The 25,382-nt window shown below is 54.8% G+C and carries 20 protein-coding genes and 1 tRNA gene; 14 read left to right on the forward strand and 7 right to left on the reverse strand.

Annotated elements, in window-relative coordinates; all coding sequences use genetic code 11:
- Positions 1-31: 31 nt before the first annotated feature.
- Positions 32-1,489, reverse strand: a complete 1,458-nt coding sequence (locus tag RW023_RS00425) for a sensor histidine kinase (protein ID WP_315579365.1) — start codon at positions 1,487-1,489, stop codon at positions 32-34.
- A 121-nt stretch (positions 1,490-1,610) separates the two neighbouring features.
- Between RW023_RS00425 and RW023_RS00430 the strand changes: the two genes are divergently transcribed.
- From RW023_RS00430 to RW023_RS00445, 4 genes are all read left to right on the forward strand, one after another.
- A complete protein-coding gene (locus RW023_RS00430; RefSeq protein WP_315579366.1) occupies positions 1,611-2,123 on the forward strand; it encodes a DUF2505 domain-containing protein in 513 nt (170 codons plus the stop codon).
- Between the two features lie 60 nt (positions 2,124-2,183).
- A complete protein-coding gene (locus RW023_RS00435) occupies positions 2,184-2,648 on the forward strand; it encodes an OsmC family protein (protein WP_315579367.1) in 465 nt (154 codons plus the stop codon).
- Positions 2,649-2,742: 94 nt separating this feature from the next.
- Positions 2,743-3,546, forward strand: coding sequence for a thymidylate synthase (locus RW023_RS00440; protein ID WP_315579368.1), 804 nt, complete (start codon positions 2,743-2,745; stop codon positions 3,544-3,546).
- 38 nt (positions 3,547-3,584) lie between these two features.
- Entirely contained in the window at positions 3,585-4,148 is a 564-nt protein-coding gene (locus tag RW023_RS00445) for a dihydrofolate reductase (protein WP_315579369.1), read from the forward strand.
- Here the strand turns inward: RW023_RS00445 and RW023_RS00450 are convergent.
- Entirely contained in the window at positions 4,101-5,315 is a 1,215-nt protein-coding gene (locus RW023_RS00450; protein WP_315579370.1) for a DNA recombination protein RmuC, read from the reverse strand. The two genes, RW023_RS00445 and RW023_RS00450, sit on opposite strands and share 48 nt — an antisense overlap.
- Before the next feature lie 209 nt (positions 5,316-5,524).
- Here RW023_RS00450 and RW023_RS00455 point away from each other — a divergent pair.
- Positions 5,525-5,598: transfer RNA gene (locus tag RW023_RS00455), tRNA-Met, on the forward strand.
- A gap of 223 nt (positions 5,599-5,821) precedes the next feature.
- Here the strand turns inward: RW023_RS00455 and RW023_RS00460 are convergent.
- Positions 5,822-6,868, reverse strand: a complete 1,047-nt coding sequence (locus RW023_RS00460; protein WP_315579371.1) for a hypothetical protein — start codon at positions 6,866-6,868, stop codon at positions 5,822-5,824.
- Positions 6,869-7,257: 389 nt separating this feature from the next.
- On the opposite strand from RW023_RS00460, the gene RW023_RS00465 reads away from it, so the two are divergent.
- Complete coding sequence (locus RW023_RS00465; protein ID WP_315579372.1) at positions 7,258-7,962, forward strand: hypothetical protein; 705 nt, start codon at positions 7,258-7,260, stop codon at positions 7,960-7,962.
- Between the two features lie 150 nt (positions 7,963-8,112).
- Here RW023_RS00465 and valS read toward each other — a convergent pair whose 3' ends face one another.
- Positions 8,113-10,872: a valine--tRNA ligase gene (valS, locus tag RW023_RS00470; protein WP_315579373.1), complete on the reverse strand. Its 2,760-nt coding sequence runs from the start codon at positions 10,870-10,872 to the stop codon at positions 8,113-8,115.
- 196 nt (positions 10,873-11,068) lie between these two features.
- On the opposite strand from valS, the gene RW023_RS00475 reads away from it, so the two are divergent.
- From RW023_RS00475 to RW023_RS00500, 6 genes are all read left to right on the forward strand, one after another.
- Positions 11,069-12,436 (forward strand): M20/M25/M40 family metallo-hydrolase, encoded by a 1,368-nt coding sequence (locus RW023_RS00475; RefSeq protein WP_315579374.1) that lies wholly within the window; start codon positions 11,069-11,071, stop codon positions 12,434-12,436.
- Between the two features lie 185 nt (positions 12,437-12,621).
- Positions 12,622-14,211: an ABC transporter substrate-binding protein gene (locus tag RW023_RS00480; RefSeq protein WP_315579375.1), complete on the forward strand. Its 1,590-nt coding sequence runs from the start codon at positions 12,622-12,624 to the stop codon at positions 14,209-14,211.
- Positions 14,211-15,161, forward strand: coding sequence for an ABC transporter permease (locus RW023_RS00485; protein WP_315579376.1), 951 nt, complete (start codon positions 14,211-14,213; stop codon positions 15,159-15,161). The genes RW023_RS00480 and RW023_RS00485 overlap by 1 nt, the downstream gene beginning before the upstream one ends.
- The gene (locus RW023_RS00490) at positions 15,158-16,057 is read left to right on the forward strand and encodes an ABC transporter permease (RefSeq protein ID WP_315579377.1); all 900 of its coding nucleotides are present in this window, start codon (positions 15,158-15,160) and stop codon (positions 16,055-16,057) included. Before RW023_RS00485 ends, RW023_RS00490 begins: the two co-directional genes overlap by 4 nt.
- Complete coding sequence (locus RW023_RS00495) at positions 16,054-17,664, forward strand: ABC transporter ATP-binding protein (RefSeq protein ID WP_315579378.1); 1,611 nt, start codon at positions 16,054-16,056, stop codon at positions 17,662-17,664. The genes RW023_RS00490 and RW023_RS00495 overlap by 4 nt, the downstream gene beginning before the upstream one ends.
- Complete coding sequence (locus RW023_RS00500) at positions 17,657-18,763, forward strand: peptidase C39 family protein (RefSeq protein WP_315579379.1); 1,107 nt, start codon at positions 17,657-17,659, stop codon at positions 18,761-18,763. Before RW023_RS00495 ends, RW023_RS00500 begins: the two co-directional genes overlap by 8 nt.
- On the opposite strand, the gene RW023_RS00505 is transcribed toward RW023_RS00500, so the two are convergent.
- The 3 genes from RW023_RS00505 to proC form a co-directional block, all read right to left on the reverse strand.
- Positions 18,741-20,342 carry an MFS transporter gene (locus RW023_RS00505; protein ID WP_315579380.1) on the reverse strand — a complete coding sequence of 534 codons (1,602 nt, stop codon included), beginning with the start codon at positions 20,340-20,342 and terminating at the stop codon, positions 18,741-18,743. The genes RW023_RS00500 and RW023_RS00505 overlap by 23 nt on opposite strands.
- 170 nt (positions 20,343-20,512) lie before the next feature.
- Complete coding sequence (locus tag RW023_RS00510) at positions 20,513-21,874, reverse strand: Na+/H+ antiporter NhaC family protein (protein WP_315579381.1); 1,362 nt, start codon at positions 21,872-21,874, stop codon at positions 20,513-20,515.
- 163 nt (positions 21,875-22,037) lie between these two features.
- A complete protein-coding gene (gene proC, locus RW023_RS00515; protein WP_315579382.1) occupies positions 22,038-22,844 on the reverse strand; it encodes a pyrroline-5-carboxylate reductase in 807 nt (268 codons plus the stop codon).
- A 567-nt stretch (positions 22,845-23,411) separates the two neighbouring features.
- Here proC and RW023_RS00520 point away from each other — a divergent pair.
- Positions 23,412-23,819, forward strand: a complete 408-nt coding sequence (locus tag RW023_RS00520; protein WP_315579383.1) for a ComEA family DNA-binding protein — start codon at positions 23,412-23,414, stop codon at positions 23,817-23,819.
- A 446-nt stretch (positions 23,820-24,265) separates the two neighbouring features.
- Positions 24,266-25,312 carry a ComEC/Rec2 family competence protein gene (locus tag RW023_RS00525; protein WP_315579384.1) on the forward strand — a complete coding sequence of 349 codons (1,047 nt, stop codon included), beginning with the start codon at positions 24,266-24,268 and terminating at the stop codon, positions 25,310-25,312.
- Positions 25,313-25,382 lie beyond the last annotated feature (70 nt).

A 25,382-nucleotide genomic window follows, 5' to 3' on the forward strand; every position in this document is an offset into this window, starting at 1 on the left:
AATAGAAGCGGTTTTTCGCTATGTTGGGCTCTTAGTTATTCAGGTGGGCCCTGATCACGACAGTAGTTCCGCATTCGGCTCCCGGCTGCCATTCAATATTTCCTTGAAGCTCTGCACGGACCATTTGGCTGACAATCTGAGTTCCCAGACCGGTCATCGCCCGCCCGGGTTGGATTCCTGCCCCGTCGTCTGAAACGGTGACCGTGAGCTGGCTGCCATTACGTTCAGCATGGACCTGAACCAGCCCGTCCTTGTCGGCAAGTCCGTGCTCAACCGAATTTGACACAAGTTCATTCAAAACCGTTGCCATCGCCTGAGCCTGAGCGGCCTCAAGGCTACCGAATTCTCCAGTTGTCACTACGTCAACAGAATGATCGGTTGAGGCAACCGTACCTGCCATACGGACGATTGTTCGCGCGACCTCGTCGAAATCTACCTGCTCATTAACATCCTGAGAAAGAGCCTCATGGACGGTAGCGATCGCCTGAACACGGCGTTCGGCCTCTTGAAGGGCTGATTGAACACTTTCGGAGTCTGAACGACGTGCTTGGAGACGCAATAGTGCGGAAACGGTTTGCAGGTTGTTCTTCACACGATGGTGAATTTCGCGAATCGTCGCGTCCTTCGTCATCAATTCCTGCTCGCGTCTACGCAGTTCGGACAGATCACGAGTCAAAATGACAGCGCCCAAACGTTTGCGCCCGTTAAATAACGGAAGAGCGCGCATTGTGACCGTTGAGCCCTGCACACTTACTTCAACGCGCCAAGGCGCACGACCCATGACAACCACTGCTAAGGACTCTTCAACGATTGTCGAGTCAGAAACAACGTCGGTAATACGTTGCGCGAGGACCTCTCCAAGAACAGATTCCCGAATGCCTAAACTACGCAAGCACGAGGTCGCATTCGGAGTTGCCTGCAGAACCTTGCCCTCAGCGTCAATCAGAATGGCACCGTCCTGGACACGAGGAACGCCGTGTCCAGTAATTGTCGGAGCGGAGTCGTAGGGATATTCCCCGCGAGAAATCATTTCGCAGAGGACATCTGCGGCTTCGCCCGTCCACGTGTCAAAACCTTGAACAGAGCGGGGGGATGAGAGATTTGCCTCGCGGGTCAGTACAGCAACAACCTCACCTTGATAGGGGATCGGCACGCAGGTCTCCATCATCGAGTAGGTGCCAGCCCAGCGCGCTGCAGTTGGTCGAACGACTTCACAGGTTTCCATGGCGCGACGAAGCTCAGCCTCGCGAGCAAGCGGTAGATAAAGGCCTCGTGGATCCTCAGCGTGCACGGTAACTGATGTCGATGGACGGCAACTTTCAACGGCAATAAAGCGATCGTCATCTGTGGGAAGCCACAGAACTAAGTCTGCTGCGGCAAGGTCAGCGATGACCTGCCAATCTTCAAGAAGCCGATGTAAAAGCTCGATCGCACCTGTGGGAATGGGAGTAGCAGATGCAGATTCAGCGATCTGAGTCAGTGTGGGCATGTATTCACAATAGCGTCATAGCGGAAGTTGTGAGAATCATCGGGCGGCGAGGATACAATCACAGCGGTGGTGTTCGCCTTCTTCTCAGGTGAACACAAAGAAATACGAGGATAGGATTGGCATGCAGTTCAATGGGGATGCACACTATCAATGCTCACCTGAGGCATTCGTCGAAATTAGTACGACTCCGGGCTTCGTCATGGAACGAATCGGGCCTCTTTTGAAGGACCCGATCATTGAGAATCCTCAACAACGGGCTGTGAGCGCGTGGGGCTGCGTTAACCCCGAGGTGATCCCTGCGAAGGCCCGTAGCCTCGTCGCCAATAAGGCACGTGTTGAATACGACGAAGTTTGGACTCAGGTAGCGCCGGGTGAGTTTCGAGCACAGTGCACACTTGACGTTAAAGGACTACCGGTTTCTGCTGAGTTCACCCAGAGCGTGACCGCTGCCAGTGGGGATGTGAATCAGTGCCAGTGGCACGTGGATGGTGACTACCATGTGCTTATTCCGCTTATCGGGCGAAGCGTTGAAAACACAATTTCTGAGCGTCTTGCGCAGGCGTTTGAGCGGGATCGACGCATTGTCAATAACTGGCTCATCGCTCATGCGGGCGAGTACCCGATTGCACAATAGCTGTGGAATAAAAATTTGCGATCATTGGTTGCACTAGAACAACAACACGAAGGACAGGTCATGGCAGAAGAAATTGAAGAAACTACCCAATCTGTGCCCGCGGCATCGGGGCCCTCAAACCCCTTGTACCTCGAACGTACTGGGGTTCGTCAGTATGTTGCGCGTAATGCGCGAGGCGCTGAGGTCTTGGTAGGGGATGGCCCGGGACGTTTTAGCCCCGGAGATCTTCTCAAACTTGCGCTCGCAGGATGTAATGCAATGTCCTCTGACGCGCGTTTTGCCGCGGTTCTAGGCGACGATTTTGCTCAGATTGCCGGCGTTTCGGCCGAGTATGACGAGGCTGAAGATCGCTTTACCTCGATGGAAATCGAGCTCCTTCAAGATCTCTCAGCGCTCAGCGAGGAAGAGACTGCCTCGCTTCTTCGGCGTGCCGAGGCCGCGATCGAGCGTCGCTGCACTATCGCACATACGGTTTCTCACCCGCTCCCGCACACTCTGCACATTGCTTCGGAGCAGGTTCGCTAATTCTGAGAGTTGGTCGGCTTTTCGTCGGTGCCTACCACTAGGCTTGTAGGTACCGACGAAAAATGACCTTTGGGACAGCTGGAAAGGAACAGCAGTGAACCAGATTGATCGACAGTACGAGGATCTGCTGGCGAAGATCATGCGTGAGGGCGCCGAAAAGTCCGATCGCACCGGCACGGGTACTCGTTCGCTTTTTGGTGCCCAGCTGCGTTATGACCTTTCAAAGGGATTCCCACTGATCACGACCAAGCGTGTCCACATGAAGTCGATCATCGGTGAGCTTTTATGGTTCTTGAGTGGTGATTCCAATGTCCACTGGCTTCAGGAGAACGGCGTGCGCATTTGGAATGAGTGGGCCGATGAAAATGGCGATCTCGGGCCAGTTTATGGGGTTCAGTGGCGACGCTGGAATGCCGGCGATGGCCGCGAAATTGACCAGATTTCCCAAGTTTTGGAGACGTTGAGGACGAACCCTGATTCTCGTCGAATGATTGTGTCAGCCTGGAATGTCGGAGACTTGCCGAAGATGGCTCTGGAGCCGTGTCACGCATTCTTCCAGCTGTATGTTGCTGATGGCCGTCTCTCGCTTCAGCTTTACCAGCGCAGTGCAGATATGTTCCTTGGCGTTCCTTTCAATATTGCCTCCTATTCGCTCCTCACTCATATGTTCGCCCAACAGGCTGGCCTTGAGGTGGGAGACTTTATCTGGACTGGCGGCGACTGCCACATCTATTCCAACCACGTGGAGCAGGTCACTGAGCAACTCTCGCGTGAACCCTATCCCTTCCCGACATTGAACCTCCGTAAGGCTGATTCGATGTTCTCTTACGGCTTTGATGATTTTGAGATTGTCGGTTATGAGCATCATCCGACGATCAAAGCACCGGTGGCCGTGTGAGTGTCGTGGAGGCTAAATCCTTCGCATCGAATCGTTCTGTGGAGACAGTATCAGGGGGGAAGATCCCTGTTGCTTCGATTTGGGCCCAGACAGCGGATGGGTTTTTAGGCTCGGGCAAAGACCTGTGCTGGCGGGTTCCCGACGACTTTGCTCACTTTAAGTCAGCGACTATGAATAGCCCAATCATCATGGGGCGTTCATCATGGGATGCTTTAGGGCGCGCTCTTCCGGGGCGGACGTCGATTGTTGTCACTCGCGACCTTAGCTTGGTTCTTGATGGCGCTGAAGTCGTTCATTCGATTGACGAGGCTTTACTGTGCGGGCAGAAAGATGCTGCCGTGCGCGGAAGTGAAAGAGTATGGGTGACAGGTGGAGCGCAGATCTATAGCTTGGCTATGGATGTCGTCGATGAGCTTGTTGTTTCTCTACTCGAGTTAAAGGAGGAAGCTCGGGAGCGTGTCGACTCTTGTACCAGCGGTGTGTACGCCCCTGAGATTGATCCTGTCACCTGGCAATTAGATACCGAGGCCAGCGATGCTCAGTGGCGCGCTGCTTCAGGAGATGCTCTCCGTTGGCGTATCCAAATTTTCCGTCGGATCTAGGCGAGTAGACGTCTGCGGATTGGTCCTCAGTTGATTTCTCCCGAATAGATTTTCGTCGAAAGAACGTGCTTCCACTTTGACTGTATCGAGAGGTTTCGATTCAGTACTCAATCCCGATAGCTTCCGTGCGCTGACCAGAGCGCGAGATTCGAAGGAAGCTAGGAAGGAATTCCATGACTGCGAGGCATTATTGAGCGCATTGCTCACTTTTGTTGCATGTTTTCCTAGTGTTCGAAGGCGCTCGTAGAGTTCTTGAGAAAGCTGAATAATCTCATTGGCCTGTGAGGATAAGTTTTCCTGACGCCATGTAAAAGATACGGTTCGAAGAATTGCCCACATTGAAGTGGGGGATGCAAGGACGACATTCATTTCAAGTGCATCATGCATGAGGGATGGATCGTGGCGTAGTGCAGCCGACAGGATTGACTCTGCAGGAATAAATGCAATGACGTAGTCGGCTGAGTAGGGGAGTTCCTTCCAATATTCTTTTTTAGCTAGTTCTGTTACGTGTCTGCGAAGGGCCTGCGCATGGGTGACCATGAGATGTTCGTAAGACGCCGTGGAATTTGCTGGAGAAGATGGAGAAGCTGAATCGCTTGTGTCTTGTTCTTCGTCCTGGGCCTGTGCATCGAGGAAAGCGCTGAGGGGGACCTTCGCGTCGATGGGGATACATTTGTCCTCTGGCAGAAGGATTAACATATCTGGGCGTTTAGTGCGCTGGGCGAGCGAGACCTGGGTGTTGAAGTGAACGTGCTCAAGTAGCCCGGCAGACTCAACTAAGGAACGTAATTGAGCTTCACCCCAAGTACCACGCAGGGGTGAGTGCGACAAAGTTCGAGATAGCTCATCGGCGGATTGACGGAGACGCTCTTCTGAAATACGGCTCAATTGAAGCTGTTGCCCCAGTGCCGCTAGTTGTGCCGAGTGTTGGCGTTCAAGCGAGGTGAGCGAATTTTGCAGGAGCCTCATCCCTTCGTTGATGGGCATGAGGCTTTGCATAAGGCGTTGATGATTGATGGATTCATGATGGAATGCTTGATTTTGCGAATCATTGAGCTGAGATTGGATATCCCGTTGTTCATCGAGTCGGGCGCGTAATTCTGTTACCTGCGTTTGTGCGCTTACGAGCTTTTCAGATAGCTCGAGGCGTGTCTGTGTCTGTCCCATACGTTTTCCAAGCGCCCACGATCCGCTGCACAGTAAGAGGCATAAGACAATTACGAAGAAGCTCGAAGAAGTCATGTCCGCATATTAGGTGGAGGCACCCTCAGTTCCATCCAGTTTCAAAGTGCATGTGGGAGAAGGTGCATGACTCATCTCACCCCTGCTCGATTTGTGTCATTCGACTGAAAGAGGGTACCTTTTATAGGTACCGACGCGGGGTGGAGCAGTTCGGTAGCTCGCCGGGCTCATAACCCGGAGGTCGCAGGTTCAAATCCTGTCCCCGCTACTGATGACCCGGTCTCGACAGAGACCGGGTTTTGTTTTGTTTTCTATCTCCAAAGCGCGCACGCCCCTTAGATCTTCATTCCGATTAGGTGCGCTTACTCCTTGGCTACTCACTACAACCCGCCCTGCCCTTTTGAAATAGGCATGGCGTAGATCTTTTACCCAATATAAAAAGCTGTGGTCTACACGCAAGGTGTAGACCACAGCTAGGAAGACGAGTCTCTTTATTCTGCTCGGCGGCGACGCGTTGCCAAGGCAGCACCCGCCGTCGCAACAGTCAGCGTTGTTCCGCCAACAACCGCGAGGCCGATACCAGTGTGTGCAAGCTGAGGCTTTGCGTGCGTCGTGGATGTCGAGGGGGTGATGATTTGAGTGGTGCTCGTGCTTGTTGAAGGCGTAGGCGTCGATGTGCTCGGCTCAGGCGTTGTCGACGGTGTTGCCGGGGTAGTGCTTTCCGAGACGGTAGGAGAAGGAGTCTCCGTCGTCGGGGGAGTGCAGGGCGAAGGATCCGTAACCGGCTCGACCTGTTCTCCTGCTGCCAAAGGCGATACCGTGATATCTGCACTCCAGCGAGGCACTGAAACAGTGGCGCCCGTAAAGGAGCTAGTAATGAATGCAGTGTTTGTGATGGTCTTTCCCGCCCCATCCTTATTCACTCGTCCAAGGATGTAAAGGGTTGCGTAAGAGGCCAGACCAAAGGTATCGCTTTCTGCATTCCACTGTCCGTTGCAGTGGGTGAAGGACTTAGGCATCGTGGGATTTGCGCGCTTACAAGGGAAAGTTACATCCTCAAGTCCCGAAGTCCCGTTGTTCGGGTCGAAGCTGTGGCCCTCGCGCACCCACAGGTGATCGGTTGGGGCGACAGTGAAAGTGTCGAGCACGTCGCAGTTGCGAACCCATGACTCCTGATAGGTGATGCCCTCAGGAATGAAATCAGTAACCGTGAAGCGGTTAACAATGCCATTGCCGCGATTGAGGACGTTGACTCGGTACAGAACCCAGTCGCCGACCTTGAAATTGCCAATGGGGGCGTCAGCGGTTGAATCCAGTCCGATAGGTAGCCCAGTTTCGTCATAAGCGGGCTGGTTACCATTCATCTGAACATGGGCTGCGTCCTTCAGGAGGATGAGGTCGCCGCCGGAGCTGTCAGCTTGTGCGCGAAGTTGGGTAGATGAAACACCGAGGAAACCGCATGCAATTGCTGCACTTAATAGCGCAGCAAAAATGACTCTGCGGCGGCGATGCTGCCGTGTGAAGGAAAAGAATGCCATCGATGATTCCTTTAGTGCGTTCTGCTGTCAATATACCGGTCAACTGTACCGGTTTTTTGACGCATAGTTCAAGAAAATCTTGAAGAGCTGTGGTCGATCGCTCATCCTGTTCTTTTCATTGTTATGAGAGCCTAAGAGTGCACTGATTGGAGTCTATATCTGCTCGCGATGGTGTTGTTTACGCGTGAGAGTATCGTCTGATGTCTCACATCTGGCATATAAATTTTCTTTTATGAAATCCACTTTGATCTGCAGAAATGTATGAATTAACCACTGATTGAGGTTGTCATGGTTGCCGTTGTGGTCGCAACAAGTTAGAAAAACAGCCATATAGCATGTGGATGTTGAACTGACACCAGAAAAGGAAAATATAGGAAATAGGAAGTAGTGTGAGCGTCTCGTACACGACAGAATCCCTCCCATCAATTGTTGGTCAGGTTGCACCAGTGAAATCTGAATCCATGAAATATCGCATTAAAGGCGCAGATTACTACATCGACTGTAAAGATGATTGTCCGATCCCTACAACAGTTGACCGTATTGTCATTGAAAAAGGTTCTAGGGTCTGGGCTGGATTGTTTTTTGCATTTTCGATCCTCATGTTCTCAGCATTTATCACCTCAGTTTTCCGGGGTGAGTCGTCACTTCTTTTGACTGTGGCTACTGTGGCGACTGTCGTTTTTGCGCTTGCAGGTATTCATTTTCTGCCACGGAAGAACTTCATCAGCCGTAATGGTATTGAAATCAGTGGTTTTTTGAGTATGAAGCGCCTTCCTTGGCCAACTTCTCGGACCAGCTTCTTTGTGCACGATTCTCGAACTGCTGGTCGTCTGTCCGCTAGTTCGAGTCGGGTTCAGACACTGAGTGTCAAACTCATCAGCGATGCGGGGAAACAGATTCCATTGGGCATTAGCTTTACTGGCCCAAATACCCATGAACTTGAACGGCAGGCAGTGATCCAATGTTCACGTATCTGGGACTGGGGCGTTGCTCGAGGTTTCACCATCGATTCGGGTGACTATGTTGCTCTTCATGGACTAGGAAAGCAACAACTGCTTCGAATGAGGCAAGAAGATCGCTTCGGCCTTCGTTAGGGAAGCTCATTCACCGCCTGAAGCGAGTTTGATCCGTAGCGATGTTTACGTCCTTGTCGCCGTGTAAATCGTGTGGGGAGCTGAATACATCTCATCCCTAAAAAGGGGTGGGCCCGGCAGCTGCCGGGCCCACCCCTTTATGCCTTGAACCTAGTTCTTCTTCTTTGCAGGCGCTTCGCCCAGCTCGAATGAAGCAACACGGATTGTGGCCTCATCGTCGGCAGAGTCTGGCGAGGCTTCGAAATGAGCAGGTCCCTGAATCTTCGTTGCTGCCGCAAGGTCTTCCAGGACATCCTCAAGCAGCGGGATGATCTGTTTAGGAGCAGACACCGTCACTTCAAGGAAGGGCGTCCTGGGGGACACCTTTGCTTCGGACTTGACGCGGCGGAGGACCACCAGTGCCTCAGAAGCAACACCCAACAACACGCTGGAAGCATCTTCGATAGCGCCTTCAACGGTCCCATCCGGAGTGACCTCAAGATCGGAAGTAGTCGGCCATGCAGCCTGGTGGACGCTACCTTCGCGATACCAGCTCCACACCTCTTCGGTCACGAAGGGCAGGTAGGGGGCAAGCAAACGAACGAAGGTGTCGATGGCAATCGCCAGCGCTGCTCGGGCAGATGCAGAAGCCTGATCGCTCCACTTACCCTCGCGGTTGTAGGCGCGTTCCTTCACGAGCTCCAAGTAGTCGTCACAGAAAGTCCAGAAGAAAGACTCGGTGACTTCCAGTGCACGAGCATGCTCGTAATTTTCCAGAGCAGTAGTCGCAGAAGAGACAACCTCGCGCAAAGCGGCAAGCATCGAACGATCAAGTGGCTGGACAACGTGTGTGATATCCAGATCCAGATCTGCGTCTCCACCCATCGTGAGCGCGAACTTCGAAGCGTTGAGCACCTTAATGGCCAGGCGGCGGCCAATCTTCATCTGCGATTCATCGAAAGCGGCATCCAGGCCCAGTCGAGCAGAGGCTGCCCAGTAACGCACCGCGTCCGAGCCAAACTTCTCGAGCAGACCCATAGGGGTCACAACATTGCCCTTAGACTTCGACATCTTCTTGTGATCCGAGTCCAAGATCCATCCGGAAAGGCCGGCGTGTGCCCAAGGGAGCGCGCCGAATTCTAGATCGGCACGGACGACCGTTGAGAACAGCCAGGTTCGAATGATGTCCTGACCCTGCGGACGCAAGTCCATCGGGTAGGTACGGGAGAACAGGTCCTCGTCCTCAAGCCAACCGCAGGCAATCTGCGGAGAGAGGGAAGAGGTCGCCCAGGTATCCATGATGTCGAGTTCGCCGACGAAACCACCGGCGACGCCGCGCTGATCCTCGGTGTAACCGGGAGCGGTATCCGATGAAGGATCAACAGGAAGCTGATCCTCGCTGGGGGTGATGATCTGCGTGTAATCAACTTCGCCGCTGTCATCGACGCGGTACCACAGGGGGAATGGAACGCCGAAGAAACGCTGACGGGAGACCAGCCAGTCGTTGTTGAGGCCGCGTACCCAGTTCTCGTAGCGCACGCGCATGAAGTCCGGGTGGAACTCCAGCTCCTTACCGCGCTCAATGAGTTCCTCGTTCAGGTCCTTGCCAGTCGCGGGGTTGACCCACGGCTTGCCACCGTTACGGATATACCACTGACGCGAAGTCACGATCTCCAGGGGCTTGTCACCCTTTTCGAAGAAGTTCGTCTGACGCATCGTCTTCTGGGGTTCACCGCGCATCTCGCCACTTGCCTCGAGGCGCGCCACCAAGGCCTCGCGAGCAGAGAAGGTCGTCTTCCCCGCGAGCTCAGCGAAGGCCTCGCGACCTTCATCGGTGGTGATCCACTCGGGAGTTTCGGTCTGTAGACGGCCATCCTTGCGCAAAACTGTACGCAACGGAAGATTCAGGTCACGCCACCAATCGATATCGGTCGTGTCACCGAAAGTACAGCACATGGCGATACCGGCGCCCTTGTCCATCTCCGCCTCGGGGTGGGGAAGAACAGGGACCTCAACGCCGAAAACGGGGGAGGCAACCGTAGTTCCAAACAATGGCTTGTAGCGCTCGTCGTCGGGGTGAGCGATCAAGGCCACGCACGCGGGAAGGAGCTCGGGGCGAGTCGTCTCAATGCAGACATCAACGCCGTTCTCAACCGGCGCACCGGCTGCAGCGGCCTCGGCAGCACGCGCGGGGTCGGTGATGTGGAAAGCGAGGCGGTGGTAGAAACCCGGGTATTCGCGGCTCTCAAGCTCAGCCTGCGCAACCGCGGTCTGGAAGGTCACGTCCCACAGGCCGGGAGCCTCAGCCTGGTAGGCCTCTCCGCGCTCGAGATTGCGCAGGAACGCAGCCTGGGCAACCTTGCGGGCACGAGTACCGATGGTCTGGTAGTTCTGGGTCCAGTCAACCGACAGGCCTAGGTGGCGCCACAGGTCTTCGAAGTGCTTCTCGTCTTCGACGGTCAAGCGCTCGCACAGCTCCACGAAATTCCGACGCGAGATTGGCACCTGATCGCGAGCCTTGATGGACTTGCCTTCACCGCCGACATGAGGGGGTTCAAAATTCGGATCATAGGGGAGGGTCGCATCGACGCGAACCCCAAAGTAGTTCTGCACGCGGCGCTCGGTGGGCAGGCCATTGTCGTCCCAACCCATGGGGTAGAAGACTGATTTCCCCAGCATTCGCTGGAAACGCGCGACGACATCGGTGTGCGTGTATGAGAACACGTGGCCGACGTGAAGTGAACCCGAAACCGTGGGCGGGGGAGTGTCGATCGAGTAGACCTCTTGGCGGGGGCGGCTTCGATCAAAACGATAGGTTCCCTGATCTTCCCAACGCTGGTTCCACTGGGCTTCGAGGCCTTCAGTGGCGACCTTGTCCGGCACTTGGGGTGCGGGCAGCGAGGTTGGTTCGGCCTGGCGCTGAGCGCTCATACGTATTCTCCATCCGAGTCGTGGACTTATTACCGTCCAAGCGTACTTTTCTCGGGCATATCGGTCCAGTGCGCGCACCGATGGCACCTCACTCCTCGTGGCCGTAACATCTGCTCTCTTCGTGATCTGCATATGCGCCACTAGTCATGCTGAGTAGTCTTGAAGGAGCACAAAAATCACATGACAAGGAGAATCGATGAATACGCTCGCGCACCACGATATCGGTGAGGAAACTATCGATCTCCTCCAACGCCTCATCGCACTCGGTTCAGTCAATGACCTCACCCCCGATTCTGGCAATGAAGAGGCTGCTGCAAACCTATTTGAAACCTTCTTCGATGGACTACCCGTCGAAGTTGAACGCATCGAGCCTCACCCAGGGCGTACTACTTTGGTTGTCACCTTGCGCGGCAGCGATCCTTCAGCGCAGCCCCTGACTTTCCTTGGACACACTGATGTCGTCCCTGTTGATGAGAAACACTGGACCCATCTGCCCTTTGCAGGTGAGATCAGTGAGGGAAGTATTTGGGGGCGAGGAAGCGTCGATATGCTTCACTTGACCGCGGCGATGGCAGTTGTCACCCGGCGCATTGCCGAAGAAGTTTCCCGAGGCGGAGCTCGCCCCGCGGGAACCCTGACCTTCGTCGCCGCAGCCGACGAAGAAGCACGAGGCGGACTTGGGGTTCCGTGGATTGGTGAACACCGCTCGGATGCTTTCCCCTGGGATGCCCAGCTCTCTGAGATGGGAGGCGCCCATATTCGCGGCGCTCGCGGCGCAGACAGTGTTGTTGTCATTGTCGGTGAGAAAGGGGCTGCTCAGCGTCGCCTTCATGTGCGTGGAGATGCTGGACACGGCTCGATTCCTTTGGGACGTGTCAGTGCGGTTGAGATGCTCGCTCGAGTTTCGCGAGCTCTGTCTCACGCGCAGTGGCCACAGGCCAGTGACGAGATTTGGGCTGGATTTGTCCGCGCGTTTGAATTTGATTCAGAACTTGAAGAATCTTTGATTAGCGGTACATATCGCGGGGACTATAGCGAATTCGGAGACCTTGCGGCGTACGCCCACGCGGTCTCGCATATGACCGTTGCACAAACGGTTGTCCGCGCCGGCGGTCCTATTAATGTTCTCCCTTCATCCGGAGAACTGGAGCTGGATATCCGTACCCTTCCGGGGCAAAGCGATGATGATGTCGATCGTGCGATTACCGAGGCCTTGGGAGAGCTTGCTGGCCACGTGACCATCGAGCGCTTGTTGAGCGAGCGGGCCACGGCCTCGTCAATCGACACAAAACTGTACCGGGCGATCGAGGAGACTTTGACGCAGATGAACCCCGGGGCGAAGGTTGTTCCAATTCTCTTCCCGGGTGGTTCCGACCTCCGAGTTGGACGCCACAAAGGGGGAGTGGGTTACGGTTTTGGCTCCTGTTCTTCTGGAGCAACTTTGGGGCAGGTCTACTCCCAGCTTCACGCTCACGATGAACACATCGCCGTGGAAGATGTTGTTTCAACAGTGTGCGCTCTTGATCACCTTACTCGGGTCTTCATTTACCCCGAAAAGGCCTGAATCCAAGCGTTGACTAAGCCTTCGTCTGCTGTGCGTTTGCTCAACAGCGAGCGTTACAAACGCCCACGAAGTGGCACGAGTCGCGAACCGAGGGCTTTGGGCCATATCTTTATTTAAAGCGCGAGTTTCCGTGCTTTATCCAAAGACCAGTAGACGTCACTATGAACTAATTGAAGGAGATCAGGATGCCAGCTTCACGCATCACCACAAAAGCAGCCGCACTAGCTACAGCAGCTGTCCTCATGTGCGCTTCGCTGGCCGCCTGTGCGCCGAAAAATGCCGGATCGGCACAATCGGGAGCAAAGAGCGATACGGTGACAGTTGGTCTTCCCGGTTCTCTGTCTACCTTGGACGTCGCTCACGAGACTGGCATTATCAACTACTACGTTGCCCAGGTGACCTCCGAAGGTCTCCTTGCTGTCGATAAGGACGGCAAGTTGGTTCCCGCAATCGCGACGGACTACCGCACTGATGATGCGAAGACCTGGGTTTTCCAGATCCGTCAGGACGCAAAGTTCCAAGACGGTAACCCCGTGACCATTCAGGACATCCTCTTCTCGATCGATATTGCGAAGGATCCCGATAAGTCCCCTTCATCGGCGGTCTACTGGGCCAAGGGCGTTGAAGCAACTCAGACCGGCGAGTGGGAGATCACTATTACGCTTCCTACTCCCGCCGTGAATTTCGGGTGGACCGTGACGGCAAACGGTGGTCTGTGGATCACCGAAAAGTCGTTCTACGAAGCCGCGCAGTCCTATGGTTCCTCCAAGGACCTCATCATGGGTACCGGCCCCTACAAGGCGACCTCTTTCCAGCCCGATTCGAAGGCTGTTTTTGAAAAGAGCGGTACATGGTGGGGCGGCGATACTCCCGCACAGAAGATCGAGTTCGATTTCTTCTCAGACGAGAATGCTCGACTGTTGGCTCAGCGTAGCGGCCAGATCGATATCGCAACGCAGATTCCCACCGATCAGGTTACTCAGTTTGAATCTATCGATGGGGTCAAGGTTCTCACCGAATCTGACCGCTCCTATGTGGGCCTGACCTTTGATCAAGGCGTGGCACCTTTCGACGACATTCATGTTCGTAAGGCAGTTGCCCATGCCGTTGACCGTAAGGCAATCGTCGATTCCATCCTTAAGGGACGCGGAGAGGTTGCGACCGCAATCACACCCAATGACCAGCTGGGTAGCGAGATTGGCATCGATAAGGCGCGCGAACTTCAGGCACAGCTTCCCATCGATTCCTTCAGCTTGGACCAGGCACGTGCAGAGCTTGCACAGTCTAAGGTTCCCAATGGTTTTGATACGGAACTGACCTACCCCGCATCGATCCCCGAGATGGGCTCTGCGGCGCTGGCAATCGCTGATAACCTCAAACAGATCGGCATTAACCTCACGGTAACTTCTAAGCCCATTGAAGAATGGATCTCTAAGGTGGGAACTGGCGAGTACGGTCTCTACTACATGAGCTACACCTCAACCACCGGTGACCCCGGAGAGGTTGCAGGCTGGCTGCTTGGACCCGATAACCCCGCACGTTACGAAAATGAACAGGTTCAGAGCCTCATTGCCTCGTCCACGGCAGAGACTGATCCGATGAAGCGTGTTGAGCAAATCGTTGCGGCACAGAAGATCGCTCAGGAGAATACGATCTACTCGCCGATTTGGTGGGGCAAGACCTCGACCGCATTCTCGAAGACCGTTACACCGAATAACTACACGTCTTTCTTCTTCATGACCCCCTGGGCCGCATCCCTGAACGTCACGAAGTGATGGCACGTTTCTTCGCACGACGCCTCGCGGGGTTCGCGGCGGTGTTGCTGGCCTTATCCTTCATCATCTTCTCTTTGCTGGACTTAGTTCCCGGAGACCCGGTGAAGATTCTGGTTGGCACTCGCCGCCTCACCCCCGAGGTGCGTGCTGCTATTACCGCCCAATACGGGCTGGATGAGCCGCTACTTTTGCGTTATTGGCATTGGCTGCTTCGAGCGCTCAGGGGAGATTTTGGCACCTCCGTGCGCTCCGCGACTCCCGTTACTGACGTCCTCGCTGCACGCGTCGGATTAACCACGATGCTGACTCTGATGGCATTTGTTTTGGCCATCTGCGTCGGGGTTCCACTGGGAATTTGGGCTGCTCGACGTGCCGGCAGCTGGGTGGATCGCTCCATCATCGGCTGGAGTGTTGTTGGTATTTCTGCACCGGGATTTGCCCTGGGTCTTGTGCTGCTCTATGTCTTCGGACTCATGCTGGGATGGTTCCCGATTTTCGGCGCAGGTGAGGATTTCGTGGATTCCCTGTGGCATCTTGCACTTCCAGCAATTGCACTTGCAACCGGCATCGGTGCGATGATCATTCGAATTACTCGCGCTGCAGTTGTGGCAGAACTCAGCCAGGATTATGTAACTTTCGCGCGCTCGCGCGGCTTGGCCTCTAGGCGTATCACCCACATGTACCTGCGCGCGGCCTCGCTGCCAATCATTACTTCCGCGGGACTGATCTTGGGCACTCTTTTCGGCTCGACGGTTCTTGTTGAGGAAGCTTTTTCTCTTCCCGGACTGGGGCAGCTTCTTGCCGATTCCATCACCTATAAGGACGTGCCTGTCGTCCAAGCGATTGCGCTCTTGGTAGCAGTGATCATCATCGCTGTCACATTTATTGTCGACCTTGCAGCTTTCATTGTTGACCCGCGTCAAAAGCTTGAAGAGGGAGGTGTCGCATGAGCGATCGCGTACCGTCTCAGGGTGCCCAGGCCAACGCCGAAGTTCCCGTTGGTCGTTTCCGTTCCTCAGTACGAGGCCTCGCCCGCGCAATGCGATCAGTCCCGGGCTCCGTCGTTCTTTCCTTCATTATTTTGATCGCAGTCGCAGTGTGCGTCTTTTTCTCCCCGCTGATCGTTCCCAATGCTCTTGGACAAGACGTTTCTTTAGGGGTGAGCCCCGCGGGCACTCCCGGTCATATTTTTGGAACCGATAAAGTTGGGCGTGACATTCTCGCATTGACGATTGCGGGCGCCCGTTCCGCTGTCATCGGTCCACTGGTGATCGCTGGCGGTTCGATGATCCTGGGACTGATTTTTGGAATGACCGCCGGCTGGTGGGGAGGCTGGTGGGATGCCCTTGTATCTCGTTCTTGCGAAATCCTGCTTTCGATGCCGGTTACATTGCTCGCAATCGTCGTTGCGGGTGTGATTGGTGGTTCCTATTGGGTGACGGTTGGCGTACTGATCATTTTGTTTGCGCCTTCCGATATCCGGATGATTCGCGCCGCCACTCTTCAACAAAAACCACAGCCCTATATTGAATCAGCGCAGGTTCTGGGCTTGTCTTCGCCTCGTATCCTTGGAGTTCATATTCTTCCGAATATCACTCCTATCGTGTGGGCAAACCTCTTTGTCAACGTCGCATTTGCGCTTGTGTCACTCTCTGGACTGTCCTACCTAGGATTTGGCGTCGGCGCGCAGGACGCGGATTGGGGACGTCAGCTTGCTGATGGACGTTTTATTTTCAACCAGAACCCAGCAGCATGTGTTGTCGCTGGTCTTGCCATCATCATCACGGCAACCGCAATCAACATCGCAGGTGATTGGTGGAGTGAAAGGCAGGAGGCGCGCTCGTGAGCAAGAATCAGGGTCTTATTGCCTCGCATATTAGTGTCACGCGAGATGACGGGCACGTCCTTGTCGATGATGTTTCGATTCACGCAGAAGCCGGACGCACCCTAGTTATTGTGGGTGAGTCAGGTGCCGGAAAGTCCATGCTTGCACGCACTATTTGTGCGCTCACTCCTCATACTTTGAGTGCCCAGGGGCAAGTGACCTTGGGCGGACGCGAGTTCGATATCGTCCGCCAAGCGCGTGCCTTTAAAGCACTTCGGGGCAAAGGTATTGTCTGGCTTCCTCAAGATCCTTTTACCTCGCTGTCTCCTACCCAGCGTTGCAGCACACAGATTATCGCCGGCACTCGGTTGCCCAAGCGTGCGCGGGATGAACGTGTTCGTGAGCGTCTTCGCGAAGTTGGACTTCCTGAACGCGTTGCTCAGGCTTACCCTCAAGAACTTTCTGGAGGCATGCGCCAACGTGTAGCTATCGCTGCAGCCCTGGACTCTTCACCCGGAGTCTTCATTGCGGACGAGCCGACAACGGCTTTGGATGTGACGACCCAGAAGGAAATTCTTGATCTTCTGAGTGAGCTGAGCGAAAGCCGATCGATGGCCCTCATCTTGATCACCCACGATCTTGCTCTTGCCCGCGAGTACGGTGACGAAGTAGTTGTGATGCGCCATGGGCGCGTCGTCGAATCGGGAAGCGTCGAGAAAGTCTTTACTCACCCCGAAAACGACTACACCCGTCAGCTTGCAGCCGCCGAGCCTCGACTAGATGGCCCAAATCCCCGTTCTTTCACGGAAGAATCCCAAGCAGACCACTCTTTGGACGCAGCCTCGGACAAGAATCATGTTGCGCCTGCTTTGGTTGATGCACGGGACTTGGTCAAAATTTTCCGCGGACGCAGCCGCAGGGATCAGCACGTGGCGGTCGATGGAGTTTCGCTTTCTGTCGCGCACCAAGAATCCGTTGGAATTGTTGGTGAATCTGGATCTGGGAAGACCACCCTTGCACGTCTGATTATCGGTTTGGAAAAGCCAGATTCGGGAAGCATAGAGGTCAACGGCACACTGCGGGAGAAATTACAAGGTGCCTTAGAAGGTGGGCGACCCCCAATGGGGATCGTTTTCCAAAATCCGTATTCTGCCCTCAACCCAGCGCGCACTATTGGCGCCACCCTTGCCGAGGCTTTACGCGTAGGTGGTCGTTCAGCTAGCGAGGTGCCGAGCCTCTTGGAGTCTGTCGGCCTTCCAGCCTCCTTTGCAAACCGTTTTCCCGCGCGCCTCTCTGGTGGGGAACGCCAGCGCGTCGCTATCGCCAGGGCTCTGGCGACGCGACCGCAGCTTTTGATTTGTGACGAGGCCGTCTCTGCTTTGGATGTGTCTGTGCAGGCTTCTGTTTTGGAGCTTTTGCTCCAGCTTCAACGCCGCCAGGGCTTCGCATTGCTTTTTATTACTCACGACCTTGCCGTGGCGCGCCAGATGTGTGATCGTCTTGTTGTGATGAAGGACGGACGCATCGTTGAAGAGGGCGCAACCGAAGATATCCTTCATTCGCCGACCCAGGAATACACGCGGGTCTTGCTTGCCGCAGTACCTGGCCAAGAGAGCGACAATGACTGAGAAGATTTCACACATCTCAATTGAATCTGGTGAGAGTAGCTACGAGCGCCTGCTTGCTTTAGGGGTCCCCGAAGAGCGCGCGAAAGATTGGGCGCGCCTTGGCCCCAAGATGCGTGCGACCTTGTGGACCAACGGCTCTGTGGGAGTATGGGAAGTTCACCGTGAACTCTCTGCGCACCTGCGCATTGCAGGATGGACTCTTCTCGATACCGATCAGGTGGTATGTGAAGCAGAACAAGCCCGTCGTGTGCGTGAGGTCATATCGGAACTCTGTGATGAGATGCGTTTGCGTCGCTTCCCACTGATGAAAGCTGACTCGTGGGCAGATGAGGGCATTTTTGTTGATGTCCTCCGCTCGATTGGTTTTGAGCAGGTAACAATCAATGGGAATCCTCATCCCATTGAAAATGATCGCGATTACTCCCATAGTGGATGGCTTCTGTGGAACCCCGATTTTGCGCGAGAAAGTGTGGATTTGGTAATCCCTGCGTACGAGCACCAAAAGACGGAATTTACCTGCGGTCCCGCAAGTGCGCTGATGACACTCGGTGAAATTGAAGGAGATCCGCACACCGATTTTGTCAATGAACTGGATCTATGGCGCCAAGCAACCTACTCGGGGGGAGTGGGCCACTTTGGCTTGGCCTCGGCACTGGCGGACCACGGAGCAGAGGTTGAAGTTCTTGCATCGACTTTGGAACCAATCGTGGGGATTTCGAAAACCACGATGCTGGGTAAGCGTGCGCGGGTCGCTCTTCACCACGAGCATATGGCGCGCGCACGCGAATTGGGAGTTTCTTCCCAGGTGAGGGAAGTGTCGGTAGAAGACATCACCTCAGCCTTGGATGCGGGCAAGCATGTCATTGCCCTAGTTGACCTTGCCCCGCTGAACGGTGAAGATACCCCGCACTGGTTGCTGATTTGGGGTCGCATTGGGGACTTTTTCCTGATTCACGACCCCTGGTACGACGAAGAGTTCGGAGAGACATGGGTGGAAACCTATGTCCAGCCCCTCCACTCACGCGACCTATGGGAAGCTGCACAGTGGGCAGATGGAACTCACGAGCGTGCGCTCCTTACCGTCCGTACTTCTCGCTGAAGTTTTTCTCGAAGGTTTCCAGCGATACGCCTCGCGTTTCGGGAACGATGAACACGTAGAAGCACAAGGAAATAATGTTGATAAGGCCAAACACGGCGTAGGTCCACGTTGCTCCCAAGTGCGTAATCATGACCGGGAATACCCAGGTGACGACCGCGTTCATCAGCCAACCGCAGCCGACGGCGAAACCCTGCGCCACGCCTCGGATCTTGGAAGGAAAGATCTCCGAAACCAAAACCCAATTGACGGTTCCGGACTGCTTGGCGAAGACGAAAAGTGACACCAAAACCACGACGAGCCAGGGCAGGTATGTCGGGATCGATTGCGAGATCGTTCCATCAGTTTGAACGTAGGGAGAGATCCCGAAGCCAAAGACAATCGCCAAAGCAAAAAGAGAAAGCGTGACGCCAGTTTCTTGGTAGATACCGACATGGCGGCGAGCAAGACGCGACACCAGATAGAGGCCAAAACCAGCTCCTAGGCACGCTACAGCACCTGTGATGACGTTCAGAGTGATGGAATCTGCTGCGGAGAAACCTGCTGCGGCAAGGATTTTGGGCAGGTAGTACATCGCGGTATTGATACCGGTGAGCTGGTCGAAGCATGCAAGGCCGATGCCGATGAGAAGTAACCGCCGAGTCCACTTGACTGAAAGGGTACGGCGCAGCGACCAGTGTCCTTGAGCGTGTTGATCATGCTGAAGCGCTGCGATCTGTTCGATTTCTTCACGCAGATTGTCGCGCTTGGGATCGCGGATACGCTTGAGTGCGCCGATGGCTTCGTAGTAGCGGTCCTTGGAAGCGTACCAGCGCCCAGACTCAGGCATGAGGCGCATTCCCAGCCATAGGCAGACGGCCGGGATCGTTGCAAGTACAAGCATCCAACGCCATGCCAAGCCATCGCCGCTGGTTACGACTGCACTTGTCACGTGCTGGACTTGATCCCAGGGATACCATTGGCCACCGGTCAAAGTGCCTGAAGGGTCCTCGGAAACAAAGACCTGAGGTCCACCGTGAGCGCTAGATAGGATCGCGTTCATCGAGTAGGCGAGGAGCTGGCCAAAGACGATCATGAACTGGTCAAGCGCAACCAAGGAACCTCGAACGCGCGTCGGGGCAGACTCTGCGAGGTAAACGGGAACGGTTGCTGAGGCACCACCGACGGCAAGCCCTAAGATGAAACGGAAAATGTACAGAATTGCGACATTTGGGGCAAAGGTGCACCCCAGGGTTCCGAGAATGAAGATTCCCGCCAAAAGGAGAATATTGTGGCGGCGCCCGTAGCGATCGGATAGGCGGCCTCCGACGATCGCTCCCAGCGCGGCACCGAGGGCCAGAAAGGCCCCGACCAGACCTTCTTCGAATTCATTGATCGCAAGGCCTCCGGCGCTGCGAGGCATATACATATAGGGCAGTGCTCCGGCGATGACTCCCGTGTCATATCCGAAGAGCAGGGAACCGAAGGTGGCGACTCCTGCAAGGAAGGCGATGGAGCGCTTTGGTCCCGAAGCTGGAGTGTCTCGAATCAGATCGTCGAGTTCCTTTTTGCTCAGCGCAGGAGGCGTTGAAGAATGAGTCATGGTCTCTATTGTGCATCCCCTCTTCATTGCGCGTACGCATATTCGGTGAATTGCTCATGTGTTCTGGGGGAATGAACAGATGCCCGTTGCATCCCATGCATAGGCCGAGGCCGTGGCCGGCACGCGACGCGCACCCAGCCCCGGCCTCGGGAATAGGGATTGTGAACTGTTTAGAGGACCATTGCAGCAATCCATCCGCCAATCAAGAGCGGAACGTTGTAGTGCAAGAAGGTCGGGATCACCGTGTCCCGCATGTGGTCGTGCTGACCATCGACGTTGAGCCCCGCTGTCGGGCCGAGCGTCGAGTCGGACGCGGGCGAACCGGCGTCGCCCAGCGCGCCCGCGGTGCCGATGATGGCGACGGTGGCAATAGGGGAGAAGCTCAGAGTCACGCACAGGGGCACGTAGATCGCCGAGATAATCGGCAGGGTCGAGAAGGAGGAGCCGATACCCATGGTGATAACGAGGCCGACGAGCAGCATGATGATTGCCGCGAGAACCTTTGAACCGTTGAAGAGCGCTGCGGTTCCATCAACCAAAGGCTGAATCTGGCCTGATTCGTTGAGGACTGAGGCATAGCCCTGAGCGGTGATCATGATCAAGCCGATGAGGCTCATCATCTTCATACCGCCACTGAAGACATCGTCGGCCTGCTGCCAAGGGACGACTCGCATGAAGAGCATCATGCACAGCCCCACCAAGGAACCAACGAGAAGAGGATCGGCCTCAGAATCCATTCGCGTGAGCACCGTCTGAATGACGAAGCACACGACAAGAGCGGCTACTGCGGCCCAGACCTTCTTCATATCAATCGGCTTCTCTTCAGAAGATACGAAGGAGGAGTCGCGCTGTTCATAAGTGCGGGGCTTGCGGTAGGAGAAGAGAAGAGCGATCGCGCAACCGATTGCCATTGAAGCCGCGGGAATTGCCATTGCTGCCATGGGGTTGACAGAGGAGACATCCATGCCGGCGGCGTTGATGTTCTTGTAGAGAATGTCGTACAAGAAGATACGTCCGAAGCCGATGGGGAAGAACATGTAGGCGGTGACGATGCCGAAAGTAATCGCACAGGCAATCAAGCGGCGGTCTATCTTGAGTTCATTCATCACGCCAATGAGCGGTGGAATGAGGAGCGGGATGAAGGCGATGTGAATGGGGATCAGGTTCTGGCTCATCACGCCCATGACGAGCACGCCGCCGACGATTCCCCATTTAACGCCGCGAGCAACGCGAGCCGAACTTTGAGCATCAGCGTTGCTCATACGGTTGACGATCGTGCGCGCAAGCAAAGCCGGCAGACCTGAGTGGGCGACCGCCATGGCGAAGGCGCCAAGCAATGCGTAGGAAAGTGCGATCTTTGCGCCTCCGGCAAGGCCGGTCTGGAAAGCCACCATCGTGCCAGAGATTCCCATTCCAGCAACAAGGCCGGCGACAATAGAGGCCACAAAGAGAGAGATAACGACGTGCACTCGGGCGATGCTGAGAGCCAGCATGACGATGACCGAGAGGACGACTGCATTCAACAAAAGCATGAGTATTCCAAGAGGTTGCGTGTGTGTTTAAAAGTGACGTGGATAAGGAGCAAAAGCTTCAGTCGGGTGCGAAGTTAAAAATGGGATGCGTGAGCGTGAATGAAAAGCTCCGGCTAATCTTCGCGGGCGCGGGGGATTATCCTGACGGCGTCTCGTGACGACGTCAGCCAAGATGATGGTCGCGCTCAACAGCAGCGTCGACCGCCGCGACGATCGCAGAGGAAAGACCCGCCTCTTGGGCGGCGAGGAGGCCAGCGATAGTCGTGCCGCCCGGAGAAGAAACCCGATCGATAAGGTTTGCGGGTACTTGCCCATTCTCGAGGCCATTGAGCATGAGCTGCGCGCTTCCCAAGAACGCTTGGGTGACGATGCGCGTCGAATCAGCCTTGGTGAGGCCGTGGTTCACGCCGGCCTCGGCCATCGCATCGATCATGCGGAAGATCCATGCCGGGGAAGAAGAAGCAATCGCTGTAAAAACGGGGAAGTACTTCTCATCCAACACGATCGTTTGGCCGACCGAATCCAGAAGCTTACGAGCGGCGGTGAGCTGTTCGTCCGTTGTCCCCATGGGATACAGGGCGCTCATTGACTGGCCGATCTGTGCATTGACATTGGGCATGACGCGGACCAAGGGAATGGCTGCACCAAAATCCGAAATGATCTGATCTGTCGTACGGCCCGCAGCGATAGAGACGAGGCAGAGGTCCTTGGCAAAAAGAACACTCTCGCGGATCTCGCGAATGACTTCGGACTGGACATTCGGTTTCACTGCAAGGACCAAGAGGTCGCTCTGCTCGGCGACCTGACGGTTTGATGCGAGTGCAATGCCTCCCAGCTCATCAGCCAAGTCTTCTGCGGCTTGGTGGTGTCGATCGGCGAACATCAGATCCGAGCCGCTGAAGCCAGCGGCCACGGCACCGCGTGCAATAGCTGAGGCCATTGCACCTGTTCCGATGAAGCCGATACGCATGACAGTCCTTGAATGAGAAGGTGTATATGTTGGCGTTATTTTAACCACACTTTACGTGTTGATGGCAACAAGGTCTCATTCTTTGTCTCGAAAAGCTATCCACAAAAGATGTGAATCAAGGATTCATCCACAGAAGCGGTCATGGACCCTGAACCGGAGTTGGGAGACGGACACACTGAAGGCATGGATTCACACTTTCAGTCTCATCTGAGCCGTAGAAGGCAGTTGGAACGATTGGTCTTTACCTCTCAGTTAGCTGAGGAGAATCAGGATGCAGATAGGAGCATCGAGCGAGAAGACCCTCAGGGCGGTGAAGAAAATCGGGGGCGAGGTCTACGCTGGAGCTGGAGATGGCGTACCGCTCGAGTATTTATTGCGATCTGCTTGTTTCTCGCACTAATAGCGGGTGTTGTCCATAGCTGGAATAGTCGCTTAGAAGAAGACAATCTGTCGGCTTCTGATGCCGAATCCCCAAGTGCGCATGCCGATAGCACCGGGTCTCTCTCTTCCTTGAGCCCAGGAATTCAGCTTTCCAGCGAGGAGGGAAGAGGAGCTAGCGGCCAAGTGATGGTTCATATGACAGGAGAAGTGCGCGCTCCTGGCGTTGTCCGTGTCAAACATGGTTCTCGCGTTTCGGAGGCTGTCGATCAAGCTGGAGGCTTTACTGAAGACGCGGACCGTGACAGCGTTAACCTCGCTCGGTTGGTTGTTGATGGTGAACAGATTAGAGTTCCTTCTCTGAACTCCTCAAAAGCACAGGGTGAAGCTCCATCCGGTCAAGCTTCCGCCTGCGTTGACGTCACTCAAGCGGATGCCCAAACACTACAAAGACTCGATGGAGTCGGACCGGCACTGGCCGCGCGTATCGTCACCTATAGGAAGTCTCATCCGATCACACGTGTGGACGACCTAGTAGCAGTTCCAGGAATTGGAGCTTCGATACTGGAGAAAATTCGAATTGGTGCCTGCTCGTGAGGGGACCATCGATTGACATCCGCTTAGTGCCCTTAGCGATTTCATCCTGGTTATGTACCTGGGGTGCACTGAACAGAGCTCCACTTCTTCTATGCGCCGGAATATGCATAGCTCTGCTCTTCCCTGTGCTCCTATCCCCACAAGGATTTCAGGGGTTAGGAAAAGAACGTGTCAGTGAATGCGCTCCTCTTCTCATTGTCACAATATGCCTGTGCTGTACGTGCATTGCGATCTCTTCAAGTCGCGCAACGAACTGGGAGAACGAAGCGACACAGTTATGTGCGCAAGGAAAGGAACTGCGCAATGCTTCCTTTGTTTTACTGAGTGAAGTACGCGAAGGAAAGAAAGCAACAAACACGAGAAATAAACCGAGCTACTACGTTCGTGCCCGTTTTCTTGGAAGCAAGGAACACCTGAGCTTTCTCCTTGTATCCACGCGCGAGTCTATGACATCACTTCGACGCGGGGATCGAGTTCTTGCTAGTGGCACCTGCGATCTCAATTGGGCTCATGGTATTCCAAATGTGGGCGCGCTTCGAATCAAATCGTGGGAGCTCCTTCCTTCAAACGATCACTGGACGCGTATTTCTCAAGCTGTCAGGAGGAACCTAGAAAAGATTGTTGTGACATTGCCGCAGCACGCACGTGCGCTGATACCAGGAATGTCACTGGGGGATGATCATCAAGCCAGTGCTCAAATGCGTGATGATATGAAGACAGTGTCATTTGCGCACCTCACAGCAGTGTCAGGCACTCATATGTCGATCTTGATGATGACAGTTGGTCTTCTTACAACAAAGAAACGTCGCATAGCGATCATTACCCAAGTTTCAGTTCTGTTGCTTTTCGCTGGACTTGTTGGCCCCGCTTCGTCGGTGCTGCGTTCCTTTGCGGTCAGCATTATTGGTTTTATTGGAATGTGGAGTAATAGGGAAGGGGGAATTTACTCATCGTTGAGCACTGTCATTATCCTTGCCTGCCTGATATCGCCCTACGATGCGTGTGCCTTGGGTTTTACGCTCTCAGTGCTTGCGACCTGGGGAGTAAGTGTTCCTGCACTTTGGATTGAAACCGCTGTCACTCACGTGGGTCCGATTCCACAATCTGTGCGGTCCGGGATTGAATGGGGTGTCAAACTCATCAGTGTCCCATTGGGAGCCCAACTAGCCACGCTTCCGATCATGCTGTCGATGAACTCGTGGGTCAGTCCATGGGCAATACCCGCTCAGCTACTTATCGCACCATTGGTGACTCCTGTGACTGTAGGGTGTTTTATCTCGGCACTTGCAGCTCAAATATGGCCTGCTCTTGGCTATGTATGCGCATGGTTGACATCGTGGGGAACCGCGTGGATATCAATGGTTGCCTCCAGATTGTCTGCACTTCCAGGTGCGCGAATCGCGGTGGGAGAGTGGTCCGGTCTTATTACGGTGGTCGTCCTTCTCCTGCTGATCTGGGTGGTGAGGGTGAAAATTCGGCGCTTCTCCTCGTAGAGGCAAACAGAACATGCCACACTTAGAGGGCATTGCTTACGGAATGATGGTGACGATCAGTAAAGGAGAG

The sequence above is a fragment of the uncultured Actinomyces sp. genome, from assembly GCF_963542285.1.
GTDB lineage: Bacteria > Actinomycetota > Actinomycetes > Actinomycetales > Actinomycetaceae > Pauljensenia.

Bases quoted from the DNA above. Each gene is read 5' to 3' on its own strand.
- RW023_RS00425 (WP_315579365.1), bottom strand. From the start codon at position 1,489: ATGCCCACACTGACTCAGATCGCTGAATCTGCATCTGCTACTCCCATT.
- RW023_RS00430 (WP_315579366.1), top strand. From the start codon at position 1,611: ATGCAGTTCAATGGGGATGCACACTATCAATGCTCACCTGAGGCATTC.
- RW023_RS00435 (WP_315579367.1), top strand. From the start codon at position 2,184: ATGGCAGAAGAAATTGAAGAAACTACCCAATCTGTGCCCGCGGCATCG.
- RW023_RS00450 (WP_315579370.1), bottom strand. From the start codon at position 5,315: ATGGGACAGACACAGACACGCCTCGAGCTATCTGAAAAGCTCGTAAGC.
- RW023_RS00460 (WP_315579371.1), bottom strand. From the start codon at position 6,868: ATGGCATTCTTTTCCTTCACACGGCAGCATCGCCGCCGCAGAGTCATT.
- valS (WP_315579373.1), bottom strand. From the start codon at position 10,872: ATGAGCGCTCAGCGCCAGGCCGAACCAACCTCGCTGCCCGCACCCCAA.
- RW023_RS00475 (WP_315579374.1), top strand. From the start codon at position 11,069: ATGAATACGCTCGCGCACCACGATATCGGTGAGGAAACTATCGATCTC.
- RW023_RS00480 (WP_315579375.1), top strand. From the start codon at position 12,622: ATGCCAGCTTCACGCATCACCACAAAAGCAGCCGCACTAGCTACAGCA.
- RW023_RS00485 (WP_315579376.1), top strand. From the start codon at position 14,211: ATGGCACGTTTCTTCGCACGACGCCTCGCGGGGTTCGCGGCGGTGTTG.
- RW023_RS00490 (WP_315579377.1), top strand. From the start codon at position 15,158: ATGAGCGATCGCGTACCGTCTCAGGGTGCCCAGGCCAACGCCGAAGTT.
- RW023_RS00500 (WP_315579379.1), top strand. From the start codon at position 17,657: ATGACTGAGAAGATTTCACACATCTCAATTGAATCTGGTGAGAGTAGC.
- RW023_RS00505 (WP_315579380.1), bottom strand. From the start codon at position 20,342: ATGACTCATTCTTCAACGCCTCCTGCGCTGAGCAAAAAGGAACTCGAC.
- RW023_RS00510 (WP_315579381.1), bottom strand. From the start codon at position 21,874: ATGCTTTTGTTGAATGCAGTCGTCCTCTCGGTCATCGTCATGCTGGCT.
- proC (WP_315579382.1), bottom strand. From the start codon at position 22,844: ATGCGTATCGGCTTCATCGGAACAGGTGCAATGGCCTCAGCTATTGCA.
- RW023_RS00520 (WP_315579383.1), top strand. From the start codon at position 23,412: ATGGTTCATATGACAGGAGAAGTGCGCGCTCCTGGCGTTGTCCGTGTC.
- RW023_RS00525 (WP_315579384.1), top strand. From the start codon at position 24,266: ATGACATCACTTCGACGCGGGGATCGAGTTCTTGCTAGTGGCACCTGC.